Source organism: Hymenobacter actinosclerus, from assembly GCF_900111515.1.
GTDB lineage: Bacteria > Bacteroidota > Bacteroidia > Cytophagales > Hymenobacteraceae > Hymenobacter > Hymenobacter actinosclerus.
This window is the reverse complement of sequence record NZ_FOHS01000005.1, coordinates 138,805-152,143: the sequence shown is the minus strand read 5'-3', so window position 1 is coordinate 152,143 and position 13,339 is coordinate 138,805. Positions and strand designations below refer to the sequence as shown.

Sequence of the window (13,339 nt, the reverse complement as noted above, 5' to 3'; positions counted from 1 at the left end):
TTCCATGCTGATAAACTAATAACTGGATCGTGATGATTGTTAATGCAGCAAGGTAAGTGTAGATGACGGCAGATTATTCTAAAGTGAGTGGCACTATAATAGATGTGTTACCAATGAGCTAGTGCATTTACAATAAGGAAGCGCACGATAAAGATTGAAACCTTCCTACTATAACCACCAATTAAACACAATTCGTCTCCTATACTTATGCTTCTTGCTTATATCAGTAACGTACGGATAAAACATGGTTTTAAATGAAGCACCGGATTCGTTCTGATATTCAAGAGTCAGCTGTTTAATTGGATTCACATCTATCATTATATCAGCAAGTTCGGCATATACATCAGCCTCAATACGCATAGTAAGGTTCTGAGTGGTATTATAACTGAATATGGTCAAGTAGTTGATTTCTGTTGGACGGGACAATTTTACCTTTCCTACTAATTCATCAATCACTTCGTAGCCATAAACAGAAACGTGGTGGGCAGCTAATTGCCGTTGGTTTATAATATCGAACGAGAAATTATATACGATACGACAAAGACCAGAAGCAAGATCGGTTCTTCCGTTATTCGGATTCACCAAGTTGATCATCAACTTCGGTTTATTCCATCTTGATTTAAAGTAGCTTATAATTACTTGAGATAAGCCACCAAGAACCCATATCAGCGCCTTATAAAGATTTTCGTATCTATCAAAATCTCTATGGTCACCTACTGAGGTAAAATCAAAAAATCCCATACAAACTATACTAATGAATTATTATGACACAACTTTATAGATGTTCTTATTACTCTCTTCAGCTTCTTTAGGAAAGAATGATGTTGCAAATCTTGAACCTACTGAGTTTTCGTACTCAAGTACGATTTCAGTAAATGGCTTCTGACTTAATATAACATCTGCCTCTACACTAGTGCCCACAAAATACTGAACAACTTTGATTTCATGCGCTCTGGTTTCGCCATGCACAAACGGCCTAGTATAATCAATCTCTTTTTTCACGATGAACCTACCTTTTGTTTCAGGTACCATTAATTTAATCTTATAAGCTGGTGCATCTGATTGGTTGGTAATGTGCATTGCAAAATCCCAATCAATTTTAAAGTTGATTATTATTTCATTCAATTTATCTGCGTCAACAACAGTATCGGGTGTAAAATTATTTAGGTGGGAAATACCTTCATTCATTCTACCCCTTGTTAGAAATTCTAACCGTACTGCTAGTTTAGGCTGCGCATTCTTCGCTTCATTCCGCTTCTTACGTGCCGTATAGGCTTTATCTAGCAGCCACAGAATCAGACCACCTATAACTGAGATAGTTATAGTAACTATAGTAGCTGTAGATAAGAAAGGTGCTGTTTGAAGTAGCATGAGTAGTCAGTAAGATTTCGAGCAAGATAGTGGGGTGGTCCAGTAAAAACGGACAGTGCGCTAAGATAGGTTGAGATTCAAGTCGCGTTCAAATTGATGGGGCGAGCGGTAGCCCAGGGCGGAGTGGCGGCGGTCCAAATTGAAATAGGTGTCGAGGTAGTGAGCAACCTCCAGGCGGGCCTCTTCGAGACTGGCAAAGACGGTTCCGTGGGGCAGCAACTCGGTTTTGAGCGTGCTCCATCCGGCTTCCGCCTGGGCGTTATCGTACGGATTACCCGGTCGGCTGAAGCTGGACAGGGCGCCGGCCTGGTCGATGCGGGCCCGGCAAGCGGCGCTGGTGTACTGGCTGCCGCGGTCGGCGTGGATAATCAGGCCCGGCGCGGGCTGGCGCAGCGTCAGCGCTTGCTCCAGCGCATACAGGACGAACTCGGTGGGCATCTGCGCGGCCAGACTCCAGCCTACGACCCGGCGCAAACAGGTATCGCGCCACGTGGCCAGATAGCACCAGCGCCCGCCCAGCAGGGGCAAATAAGTGAAGCCACGTCCCACCCAGACCTGGTCGGGGGCAGTGGGGGCAGGCTGACCAAGCAGCCGGTTTTCAGCCACGACGGCGGCCGGGTCGGCCACTGTCGTGCGGGGGCGCTGTAGACGCGTACTCAACGCCCGCAGCCCGTTTCGGTGCAGCCAGGAGCGGAGCGCGTAGCGACCCACGGCATGGCCTTCGGCGCGTAATTCGGCCCGCAACCGCCGCGTGCCGTAGCGGCGAGCATGGCGCGTAAAGGCCGCCTGCGCTGCTGGCTGCCAGGCCGCAGCCAGTTGGGCCGGGCGCTGCCGCCACTGATAGTAACCGGCTGTACTGACCGCCAACAAACGGCACAGCAACTGCACGGGCCAGGGCTCGGTGCAAGCCTGGATGAACTCGTAGCGGCTCATGACTGAGGCGGTTGCGCAAAGATGGTCACGACTTTTTTTAAAATGTCCCGCTCCATTTCCACGCGCCGCAGTTCGGCGCGTAGCTGTTTGATTTCCTTGCGCTCGGCGCTGCTGGGCACGGCGGCTTTTAGGGCCTCGCGCTGCCAGCGGCCGAGCAAGGCCGGCGAAAGGCCTTGGGCGCGGGCCACGTCCGTCTGTCGGGCTCCGGCCGCGACTTGGCGCACGCACTCGGCTTTAAAAGCGGGCGTATATTTCTTGCGCGTGGCAGGTAAACCACTAAGATTTAGTTTCTCGGTCATGGGCAGTGGAAGGTAAGACTTCGCACTGTCTGTTTTAGCTAGACCACCTCAATTGAGTATTTGAGTTCTAAGGCTATGCGCAGCTGTAAGCTCCCAGCCCTGCCTTCGCAGAGCTGTATTTAAGGCACCCGAACACATTTGTTGATAGGAACGGACCACGTATTTAGCAAGCTCTTCAACATTTTCATCAGCAATCCACTGAAAGTAGTTTTTATGAAAATCGCATCTGTCACGCACAGTTGTCCCTTCAGATACTTCTTGTAGCTCCCGGAATCGTTCGAGGTCCAAAGGCAGCGTTGTGATTTACAGCAATATATGAATTGCGTTTTTAGCAGTCTTGTGTGGTTTATTGGGCTTTACATAATAATGCCCAAATATGGCTAAAGGCTATCTGGAGCACTACCCTCTGTTCCACAAGTTAAACAGACTAATTTTCCCTTGCCCTCTTCATAAAGCACATTGCCTTTACAATTTTTATCTAAACAAGAAGCTCTCATAACGGGGTAACAATCAAGGCAGTTTGAACAATAAATAGTTTTGGAAACTGACGAGTTTGGCCGCAAGTAAGCTGTTTTGGTTTCGTACCGGTCAATTGTGCTCCAGCAAAAACAGCAGTTATAAGCTCGACCTTTGTTTTTGAGGTAGGATTGCAGCTTCTTGTTCCCAAGCACTTCTTCTGCCCAAGATTGAAGACGATAACGGATTTCTAGATTTGTGCCTTGGCTATCATCTTCTAAGTGCGGGTTGTTCGCGAAAAACTCCTCGTTGGGGAAGTCACCGTCTCTTGTTCTTAAGAGAGCAAATAAATCAGTATGGAAAAGCTGCTCAGATACCCTAAATAGTAGATCAAGCAGATAAAAGGTATTTAGCTCCTCTTTATATAAACTATGAACAATTTGGTTTCTTATTGTTCTGACTTCCTGAAAAAGAGGAACTAAGTTCTTTGTAGCTTCTACGTCTGTATTAACAGCGCAGAAAACCTTAATCAGGGCTTCTGCTCCGATGGTCATCAGCCCATCGAAGCTTTTATCCTTAACTCCCGGTAAAGTTGGCCAGTCACTTGGTTTCAGGTCAAGTAAAAGCAAGGGCGTTAGATTACAAACGGTTGCTTTCAATGTGGCCTCAAAGGACTGATGAACTAGTACAATTATTGAAGAAAGCTTAGTTTTATTAAACTTATATTGAGAGAGTCCTAAGTGCGAAATGTCCCGTTCTTCTATGCCGTAGTCGTAAAGGATATCAAATGCATGTAAGAACCATTCGCGGGCTATGTTCTCAAAATCCTTGGATGTGGGGAGGTCAACAATCATACAAGCAGTCCTGCATTATGGATTATGCCCAAAGTAGGATTTGTAATTAAAGAAGGAAGTTCAGCTGGTACTACCTCGTGGGGCTAATCATCAATGTGCTGATAATCAAATGTAATTAGACATAGGTGCAGAGGTTGTTACAGACCTAGTTTTTGAGCAGCGTTATGTTGGCGCACATCATCAATGCGGGTGTAGCGGCGAATCATTTCACTCGTCTTGTGCTTCGTTTGGTTCATCACCTCCGAGTCATCCGCTCCAGCTAGCTTCGCCACGGTGACAAAGGAAGCAGAATAATTTGGCCCTAAATAGCGCTGCACAATCAAGTTGAGGTGTTTATCCGTAAGCCGCCGCTCAGTCAAGCGCTCGCCCTTGCGAAAGGATACAAATACCGGTCCCGTAGTATGGTCCAACCCCTTTATCCAGGCCTCCAACGTGCGAATAGGGCACAACTTGAAATCCGGGGAATAGAAAATAGCCTTTTCCTCGGCCGCGCTGTACTGGTTCGTTTTGCTCTTGGCCAGATTGACAATCAGCCCTTCCCCGGAAAACGATAAGTCCTCAATATTCAAAGCCGCCAACTCAGAACGTCGAAAAGCCCCGGTAAAACATAGCAGCAGAATAACTCGGTCACGAAAACCGCCAGCGTTTTGCCATCAATGCTTTTGACCGTGCGCTTGAAGTTGGCCAGCGTAAAGGCGGGTGCCTGTTTCTGCCGCACGCCTTTAACCCGGCCAATCCCTTCCATCAGCACCTTAAATTTCTTGTCATCCGTAGGCGAATCAAGTCCGCGCAATACATGGGCCTTAGCCACTGCCGCGCAGTGGCGTTGGATGGTCGCCACTTTCTTATCAGTTTCGGCCAAGTGGGTCACGAATCCCGCCAGCGTTTCGACCGACGCCGGCAGCGATTCCAGTCCGTGTTCGGCGCACCAATCCCCGAAGCGTTTCCAATCCCCGGCGTACGCTTTCACCGTGTTGGCCGCGCCGCTCAGGCCAGCCTCGATGTAGCGCGACGTATGCTCCACCAGTTGTGCCAGCGCCGGCGAAGTGTTACCGGGAATCGAGAGCTCAGACGATTTTTCCATGTGACCTATATACAGGAGTAATCAACAACTTTTTGGTCTGAAAAGGGAATATAGCAATAAGGTCTGATAAGAGAAGGTTATCGGGCCTTATCCGTTACCGAGTACATAGGTTCCGATAAAGTTTACTTATCGGAACCTATCATTATCTTTGAAAATCAGCCCATTTTCGGGGTCGCTACTCCTTTACATATAGGTCGCATGAAATCGGTCACGCTGCCCGCCCTTCACCAAAGCACCGCCGCCTCGCTGGCCAGCCTCTCCGAGCAGACTGCTCGCTACGTCGAAGCCGGCCTGAGCGGCGCGCCCAACACGGCCAAAGCCTACGCGTCCGATCTGCGTCACTACTCGCACTGGTGTCAGGCCAATGAGCTCGAGCCGCTGCCGGCCACCGTCGATACGCTCGCCGGCTACGTGACCTACCTGGCCGATGCGGGCAAAAAAGTAGCCACACTCCAGCGCCACCTCTCGGCCATCAACAAGGCCCACGTGCTACGCGGCCTGTACTGCCCGACGGACAACAAGCAGTTCAAAGTCCTGCTCGATGGTATCGCCCGCGTGCATGGGATTCGGCAAAAGCAGGCGCCCGCTTTTACTCTGAATCAACTCAAGCGCCTGGTGCGCGAAATTGATATCAAGACGGTGGCAGGTCTGCGCGACCGGGCGATTCTACTATTGGGCTTTACTGGAGCGTTTCGGCGCTCCGAGCTCTCGGAGCTGAACCTGGAGAACCTGTGCTTCACAGAGGAGTGCGTCATCGTTTCACTGGCCCGCAGCAAAACCAACCAGCTGGGCCAGCACGAGGAAAAAGCCATCTTCTATTCGCCCGAAGCTAAGGTATGTCCCATCCGCTCACTGCAGGCCTGGGTGCAGCAGCTGGGCCGCGAAACGGGGCCGGTGTTCGTGTCGTTACGCAAGGGCGAGCGAGTGACGCAGGCGCGGTTGTCGGATAAAAGCATCAACGCCGTGGTGCAACGCTACTTGGGGCCGGACTACTCCGCTCACTCCTTACGAGCGTCCTTCGTAACGGTGGCCAAACTAGCAGGAGCTGATGACTCAGAGGTGATGAATCAGACCAAGCATAAGACTAGCGCCATGATTCGACGCTACACCCGTATTGATGATGTCCGGCAACATAACGCCGCACAGAAATTGGGCTTATAAGGGCTCCAGTTTCTGGAAGCTATTATTTATAGCACAACGCTTTGCTAAATTCAATAGCACACCGTAACGATTCCTGACAAGAATGGGCTTAACTTTCGTCTGAAATGACAACAATGACTGCTCCAACCCGACGTCAAAAAGAGGCTATTACAGCTTCTCCACTATATATACAAGGTGACATTGGCCTGCACCAGCCCAAGGTGAGTGAAGGCAAGCCCGCAGTGAGGCTTGTGTCCGTTGAGGCATCGGTAGACATGCCTCCTCCTGCTTCTTCACAACCAGCCTTTGTTCAACGGATTCTCGGGGATGCCACTCGCGTTTCATCCGTTATTCCTGCTAAGTCGGTTGACCTTATTGTGACCTCTCCACCGTATTGGCAGAAGCGGGATTATGGGCACGCTGATCAATTGGGCCAAGAAGCGACGCCTGCAGAATACGTGCAGGCGCTTATCGGTGCGATGAGGGATTGGAAAAAAGTGCTTAAGAATACGGGATCCATCTTCTTAAATGTTGGTGATACCTATCATAAGAGAAGCTTGGTGGGTATACCTGGACGGATTGAGGCCGCAGCCGTGGATGATGGATGGATTGTTAGAAACCGCATTATCTGGGCTAAAACTAGTGGAATGCCGGAGCCTGCTAAAAACCGTCTGGCATCACGGCATGAGTACATTATTCACCTCGTACTCAAACCCAATTACTACTACGACCTGCATGGTTACTCCCAGAAGTACGGAAACGGATCTAATCCGGGGGACATCTGGTACGTGGGTTTAGAGAGGGACACCGGTGGCCATTTGGCCCCTTTTCCTAGTGAGATAGTGGAACGCGCTATAACGCTGGCGTGCCCTTATTCTGTCTGCTCGCATTGTGGGACCCCGCTTGAACGGGAATGGAAACGTACGGCAGAACTGGACGAATCACGTCCCCAAGCCCGTCGCGCCATGCAACTCGCTCTAGAGCATGGGTTAGGACCTGAGCATATTGCAGCTATCCAAGCCACTGGTATCACGGATGCTGGTAAAGCCAAGTCTTATCAGAATGGTACCGGTCGAAACTCCGAAGAAGTGCAGCGATTAGCGAAACACGCCAAAAAAGTTCTTGGTGGCTACTTCCGAGAGTTCACCTTCGCCAAGCGTGTTACAACGGGATGGAAAGCTTGCGCTTGTGGGCAAGGTGAGATGGTCCCCAGCGTAGTCTTGGATCCTTTCGTTGGCACTGGTACCACGTTGGATGTAGCTGCACGCTTGGGCCACTCGGCCTACGGCATCGACCTGAATCCAGCAGTGTAGTCTCTAGCCCTTTACTTGCGTCCATGAACACCCCAAGCCTTCCACAAGCCGTGCAGCCACTTTTCGTGTTGAACCCCAGCAAGGTTAAAGACAGCTTGGAGGTGCTCCGCAACATCAAAGCACACTCTACCCTAGCTGGTTACTTATGCCTGCAGCGCACCGCTGCACAACTCGGAAAACTGACGGGGTTGCCTTTCCATTACAACGAGTTCTTCAAGGAATTCTTGGCCCTTGGTGATGCTCCAGAGAATCGGCCGTACATCAATCCCTTTGTTGCAGCTGACACCAAACTCTGGATAAGCGGCAATTTAGCAGGCTCCTATGCCCCTAGTTCACTGCGAGGGGTTAGCCCTTTGTTACAGGTACTGACCATTTCTGATGGCCTTTACAACTTGAACCCGCAACATTGGATTGCAGCCCGACAATACTTAGCAGCAGGCCGGCAAATACCCGTTTTACCCTTGGCTGTATTTTTATATAGGGACCGTGGCATCACGAGTGCTACACCAACGGTTGGCAGTTTAATTCGCGCTTTCCAGCAGGAATTCGGCTACCTAGAGAATGACGGCTCGCCTACCGAGGCATACAAAGTCCTCTACGCTGATTATACTCCAGAAGAGGGTTCTGATTCGCTGGATTGGTTCACCACTTTTACTACAACCCACCCCCTTGAGCAATAGTATGCCGGCAACTTCTATGGATGGCTTTTTAACTGTTGGGCCGGTACGAGCACTAACTGCGACTGAAGTAGGGCTGCCTTTACCTAGTGTTCCAGGAACCCCGTCACCTCCTCTACCAACATCAGACCCACTTGCTGAAGAGTACGAGGGTCCTCGGCTTGGCAGCTTGCAACAGCTCGCTGATGTAGCGACGGATCCGGACCTTAAGTTAGCAGCCCAACTCCTAGATGATGGGTTCGCTGGTGTTATCTATGCGGGTCTACCTGGTACGGGCAAAAGCCGTACCGCCCGCCGTGTCGCTATCTGGCTGGCACAGTCAGACCCATCCCGCTACAAGATGATTCAGTTTCATCCCTCGTACCAATACGAGGACTTTATGCAGGGATTCGTTCCGAAAGCAGACGGGGAAGGCTTTAGTTTGCAAGACAAGCACTTTGTGGAGATGTGTAATCAAGCCGAGAAGGCTTATCCCAAAATCCATGTACTGGTGGTAGACGAATTGAGCCGCGTAGACCCCAGCCGGGTTTTCGGTGAAGCATTGGGTTTTATCGAGCAGGATAAAAAAGGTCAAAAATTCAAGTTGTCTTCTGGCCAGGAGTTGGTCGTACCAGACAACCTGGTGATTTTGGCCACCATGAATGACCGTGATCGTGGGGTTGATGAAGTGGACATTGCATTTGAGCGGCGCTTTGCCCGCGTAGAAGTTGCTCCTTCTCCCGAAGCGTTAGAAAACATGTTGACGGAGAATGGAGTCGAGGTCGATCTCCGGAGAAGGATCGGTGATTTTTTTCGCTTCTTGTTGCGGCATGCAAACCCAGAAGTACACCTAGGGCACGGCTACTTTGCGCGTGTGCGGGATTTAGCTAGCCTAGAGCGGCTCTGGAATTACCAACTGTTGCATCTGATGCGGCGGGCATTTCGTGCTATACCCAACGAGTCTGAGCTTGCGGCAATCAAACAGCAATGGCAGCGCGTAATCACTACACCAGCTGCTGCTACACCTGCCGCAAGTGCTGAGCCCGAACCCGATGCTCCAGCAGGGGAAAGCGGCGCAACTGCCTTATCCTAACTAATGGAATCAAGGGAGATAGTTAGTACTTCAGGTTTGCCTCAAGTACCTCGACTGGTTCAAGTTTCCGAGCACTCACGGGTGCCCTTGAATCGCGGTGAACTTCTGGACTTACAGACTGGAAGTTTATTGCTTTCTCCGCATGTCATCGGAAGCGGATACATTCGCGTCCAAGCAGACAAAGACCAAGTAGTCATTCACGCGGGCCCTTATATCGGCCTGATACCCCTGAACGATTACGTCACGTTGGAAATTGTACCCAGGGTACCCATTTCAAATCTGGTCAGGATACTAGCCGCATCCGGGCGAGCACCCCAACGCCTTCCTGAATCCCTACGCACCTATGCCACCCAAGCTGTTCCCGTTGGGCAAATACGAGATGAGCTAGCCAACGCATTTATCAGGCAGGTGCAGCTTATCGGGGCATCGGGTCTCCACTACATCTATGAAACCCGAAAAGAGGACACCTCCTTCCCGAGGGGCCGTATTTTGCTTAACGAGACGATCACGCGCTTACTTGCAAAGGGCAAACGATACCTTATAAGTACCGCACGCTTTGAGCGCAACATTAATACAAGCCCGAACCAGTTACTTAAGCTCGCCTTGCTCGTGCTTGCTAGCACCTATCAAACTAGCAATAAAAATGGTCTTGTAACCAAGCAGCTGGGAGCTATTCGTGATTGCCTTGCGGTCTTCTCCGGCGTAACCACTCTGGCAACTCATAATTTACGGCTGAGCACGGTGTTCAGCAAGTTGCCGCCCACCCGAGAGTATTATCTACCTGCTCTCGAACTCGCGCAACTAATTCTGGGAATCCGAGGGCTGGATTTTGATAGCAATGAGGGGAATGTCTCCCTGCCCTCATTGCTATGGAAGATGGATGACATTTTCGAAGATTACGTCCGTTGGGGATTGCGTCAACACTTGCTTGAAGCGTTACCTAAGTATGAAGTTGCTGATGGCAATGTTGACCAACAACAAGGCGGTGGTGGGAAGAGGCTATTCGTAAACGGCCCCGATTTTCGAATGGCAAACCCTGACATCGTAATTATGGAAGTTGACATGCATGCCCTCCGCAGACCCGTCGCGGTGTTTGATGTCAAATACAAACCCAAGAAACCGGAGCGTGACGACCTTAATCAAATTCTGGCCTACGCAATGAGTTACCAGGTGCCCGTGGTAGGCATTATCTCCCTAGCTGAAATGGGCAAGCCCAGCAAGCTAACATTTATGGGGGAGATAGGTATGGCTAAGGTTTACCATTATGCACTACAATTAGGAAACAATGATTTGGCAAGTGAAGAGGCAGCCATAACTGAAGTTCTCCTTTCCTTGATAGCCTGAATGAGGTGGTCGAGCTAAAACGGACAGTGAGAAGTCTTACCTTCCATTGCCCATGACCGAGAAACTGAATCTTAATGGCTTGCCCGCCACGCGCAAGAACTAGACGCTCGCTTTCAAAGCCGAGTGCGTGCGCCAAGTCGCGGCTGGAGCCTGGCAGACGGACGTGGCTCGCGCTCAAGGCATTTCGTTGGCCTTGCTCGGCCGCTGGCAGCGCGAGCCCCTAAAAGCCGCCGTCCACAGCAGCGCCGAATTGCGGCGCGTGGGAATGGAGCGCGACATTTTAAAAAAAAGTCGTGACCATCTTTTCCCAACCGCCTCAGTCATGAATTTCTACCAGTTCATCCAGGCTTGCACCGAGCCCTGGCCCGTGCAGTTGTTGTGCCAGTTGTTGGCCGTCAGTACAGCCGGGTATTACCAGTGGCGGCAGCGCCCGGCCCAACCGGCTGCGACGTGGCAGCCAGCAGCGCAGGCGGCGTTTACGCGCCATGAGCGCCGCTACGGCACGCGGCGGTTGCGGGCCGCATTACGTGCCGAAGGCCACGCCGTGGGTCGGTACGCGCTTCGCTCCTGGCTGCAGCGCAATGGGCCGCGGGCGCTGAGCACGCCCCCGCAACGCCCCCGCACGACGGTGGCCGACCCGGCCGCCGTCGTGGCTGAAAACCGGCTGCTCAGTCAACCCGCCCCCACTGCCCCCGACCAGGTCTGGGTGGGACGTGGCTTCACCTATTTGCCCCTGCTGGGCGGGCGTTGGTGCTATCTGGCCACGTGGCGTGACGCCTGTTCGCGCCGGGTCGTGGGCTGGAGTATGGCCGCGCAGATGCCCACCGAGTTCGTCCTGTATGCGTTGGAGCAAGCCCTAATGTTGCGCCAGCCTGCGCCGGGCCTGATTATCCACGCCGACCGCGGCAGCCAGTACACCAGCGCCGCTTACCGCGCCCGCATCGAACAGGCCGGCGCACTATCCAACTTCAGCCGGCCGGGCAATCCGTATGATAACGCCCAGGCGGAAGCCGGCTGGATCACGCTCAAAACCGAACTGCTGCCTCCAGGCACTGCCTTTGCCAGTCTCAAAGAGGCCCGACTGGAGGTTGCTCACTACCTCGAGACCTACTTTAATTTGGACCGCCGCCACTCCGCCCTCGGCTACCGCTCGCCCCATCAGTTTGAACGCGACTTGAAAACCAACCTATCTTAGCGCACTGTACGTTTTCACTGGACCACCCCAGTGTGTTTTTGGCGTACCTAGTTAGACTAACATAGATGGTGAAACTCTACTCTTTACTGCTCTTTAGCAGTATTCTATCGCTCCATAGTGCCCACGCTCAGACCAAAACGACAGTCCCTGTCACCACTCGGCAGGACACTATTTATTTCGATCACGACTGGGAGCGAACGACCGAGCCACAGGACCGAGTGTATGCGCGCATTGCCCGACGTAATTCAGAGGGCAAGTCGATTGGTACTGTCCGAGACTACTTCTATCCTTCGTGGAAGAAGCAGTTCGAAGGCAAGGTGGCAAGTGAAAGCCCGGACGTAGCCACAGGCCTATGTACCGGTTGGTACGAAAACGGCCAGCTGCATTTCAAGGGCATATTTGCTCAAGGACAGACCGGTAGTGACTACCGAGAATGGAAGGAAGACGGAAAGGAAATCAAGCTGACCTATGCCTGGCAGGAAGTGCTGAGCACGGACGGCGTCAAGCTCCATTCCTATTATAATAATGGCAGCTCGCGGCAAGTCATTCCGATTGACCTGCCGGAGGGCACAGTAGGCGTGGTGTATAAGTTCGATATCCGGGATGAAGACCAGCCACCCGTGAACTGGACAACGGCCATTACCTTGACGGCCGCCCTAGCAAGTGCCCCCACTGGTCTGGGCCCCGCGTTGATGTTGTCAGCCGGGGCAAAAGCACTTAGTACCGAGCGCCAGCCTGCTGCTGCCGTCGCGACGAAGTGCCGATTCTTCATCGTCGATAATGAGGAGTTGACCCAGCCGTTCCTGGCGTATGCGACTAAGGGCACCATGCCGGCTACGGCACAGTGTTATCAGCAGGCCGTAAACCGGGGCCAGGAAACGCGGGAGTTGCTGGTGCCGGCAGGAACTAAGCGGCTATACTTCGCGGCGCAAAACGATAATCTGCGCACTTCTGCTAAGCTGAAGCTGACCGTGAGCGCGTTGGTGGCTAGCCGCCAGTAGGCAATTGTTGCCTACGTCATCTTAAATTTTTGAGTATCATCTATAAAAGCCCGTATCTTGTTTGCATGAAAAAACTTCTATTAATCTTCTTCTTATCGCTACTCTCTTCCCCTTATGCTCAGGCACAAATCCCTGGCAAATCGGTAACCGAGTACACTACTAAAATGGGCACCACATTCCATAAGGGAGATACGATCTTCTTTGCAATGGGTACTACAGATGGAGGCGCTTACCGCTATGCTTACATCCCTGCTAATTATCTGATTGGCTTGCCAGAAACTCACTACGGTTCTGTTTACAACAATAACCGGTTGGTGATTAAGGATATTCGAGTGCAAGCTGCCAACAAACGTATGGCACCCCGTACAGTGGCAGTGGTTTCACCCGGTGGGGTAAATGGTTGTGTAGACCTAGAATCAGCAGAAGCTGCTGGTGAAATCACGACTAAAAATAACCGCAAGCCTTCTTCTACATCTGCTGCTCAGGCTCCTATCAGTAGCGTAGCTGATGAGCTCTTAAAGTTGAAAGGACTTTTAGACTCAGGGGTCATTACGAAAGAGGAGTTCGACCAGCAAAAGACGAAATTGCTAAGCAAATAGA

Annotated in this window: 14 protein-coding genes and 1 pseudogene; 8 read left to right on the top strand and 7 right to left on the bottom strand. The window is 51.5% G+C overall.

Going from position 1 to position 13,339, the window contains the following annotated elements:
* Positions 1–168: 168 nt before the first annotated feature.
* The 7 genes from BMY67_RS19115 to BMY67_RS16670 all read right to left on the bottom strand — a co-directional run bounded on the left by BMY67_RS19115 (position 169) and on the right by BMY67_RS16670 (position 4,997).
* Positions 169–741, bottom strand: a complete 573-nt coding sequence (locus tag BMY67_RS19115; protein ID WP_143069883.1) for a hypothetical protein — start codon at positions 739–741, stop codon at positions 169–171.
* A 21-nt stretch (positions 742–762) separates the two neighbouring features.
* Positions 763–1,371, bottom strand: coding sequence for a hypothetical protein (locus tag BMY67_RS19110; protein WP_143069882.1), 609 nt, complete (start codon positions 1,369–1,371; stop codon positions 763–765).
* 60 nt (positions 1,372–1,431) lie between these two features.
* The gene (locus BMY67_RS16685; RefSeq protein ID WP_092773779.1) at positions 1,432–2,304 is read right to left on the bottom strand and encodes an IS3 family transposase; all 873 of its coding nucleotides are present in this window, start codon (positions 2,302–2,304) and stop codon (positions 1,432–1,434) included.
* Positions 2,301–2,603: a transposase gene (locus BMY67_RS16680; RefSeq protein ID WP_092773777.1), complete on the bottom strand. Its 303-nt coding sequence runs from the start codon at positions 2,601–2,603 to the stop codon at positions 2,301–2,303. Before BMY67_RS16680 ends, BMY67_RS16685 begins: the two co-directional genes overlap by 4 nt.
* 380 nt (positions 2,604–2,983) lie before the next feature.
* A complete protein-coding gene (locus tag BMY67_RS19105; protein ID WP_143069881.1) occupies positions 2,984–3,913 on the bottom strand; it encodes a hypothetical protein in 930 nt (309 codons plus the stop codon).
* A gap of 137 nt (positions 3,914–4,050) precedes the next feature.
* Positions 4,051–4,482, bottom strand: coding sequence for a site-specific integrase (locus BMY67_RS16675; RefSeq protein WP_143069880.1), 432 nt, complete (start codon positions 4,480–4,482; stop codon positions 4,051–4,053).
* Positions 4,479–4,997: a site-specific integrase gene (locus BMY67_RS16670; RefSeq protein WP_092773773.1), complete on the bottom strand. Its 519-nt coding sequence runs from the start codon at positions 4,995–4,997 to the stop codon at positions 4,479–4,481. The genes BMY67_RS16675 and BMY67_RS16670 overlap by 4 nt, the downstream gene beginning before the upstream one ends.
* A gap of 198 nt (positions 4,998–5,195) precedes the next feature.
* Here BMY67_RS16670 and BMY67_RS16665 point away from each other — a divergent pair, with 198 nt between their 5' ends.
* The 8 genes and pseudogenes from BMY67_RS16665 to BMY67_RS16635 all read left to right on the top strand — a co-directional run bounded on the left by BMY67_RS16665 (position 5,196) and on the right by BMY67_RS16635 (position 13,338).
* The gene (locus BMY67_RS16665) at positions 5,196–6,158 is read left to right on the top strand and encodes a site-specific integrase (protein ID WP_092773771.1); all 963 of its coding nucleotides are present in this window, start codon (positions 5,196–5,198) and stop codon (positions 6,156–6,158) included.
* Between the two features lie 104 nt (positions 6,159–6,262).
* Positions 6,263–7,450, top strand: a complete 1,188-nt coding sequence (locus BMY67_RS16660) for a DNA-methyltransferase (RefSeq protein ID WP_218144628.1) — start codon at positions 6,263–6,265, stop codon at positions 7,448–7,450.
* A gap of 23 nt (positions 7,451–7,473) precedes the next feature.
* Positions 7,474–8,130 (top strand): hypothetical protein, encoded by a 657-nt coding sequence (locus BMY67_RS19100; RefSeq protein WP_143069879.1) that lies wholly within the window; start codon positions 7,474–7,476, stop codon positions 8,128–8,130.
* Positions 8,131–8,296: 166 nt separating this feature from the next.
* On the top strand, positions 8,297–9,199 hold the full coding sequence (locus BMY67_RS16655; RefSeq protein ID WP_177189895.1) for an McrB family protein: 903 nt from the start codon (positions 8,297–8,299) through the stop codon (positions 9,197–9,199).
* Positions 9,200–9,286: 87 nt separating this feature from the next.
* Complete coding sequence (locus BMY67_RS16650; RefSeq protein ID WP_177189894.1) at positions 9,287–10,543, top strand: 5-methylcytosine restriction system specificity protein McrC; 1,257 nt, start codon at positions 9,287–9,289, stop codon at positions 10,541–10,543.
* A gap of 124 nt (positions 10,544–10,667) precedes the next feature.
* Positions 10,668–11,738: pseudogene (locus BMY67_RS16645) on the top strand (IS3 family transposase); the annotation flags it as partial.
* Positions 11,739–11,803: 65 nt separating this feature from the next.
* Positions 11,804–12,739, top strand: a complete 936-nt coding sequence (locus BMY67_RS16640; RefSeq protein WP_092773763.1) for a toxin-antitoxin system YwqK family antitoxin — start codon at positions 11,804–11,806, stop codon at positions 12,737–12,739.
* A gap of 65 nt (positions 12,740–12,804) precedes the next feature.
* Positions 12,805–13,338, top strand: coding sequence for an SHOCT domain-containing protein (locus tag BMY67_RS16635; protein ID WP_092773761.1), 534 nt, complete (start codon positions 12,805–12,807; stop codon positions 13,336–13,338).
* Position 13,339 lies beyond the last annotated feature (1 nt).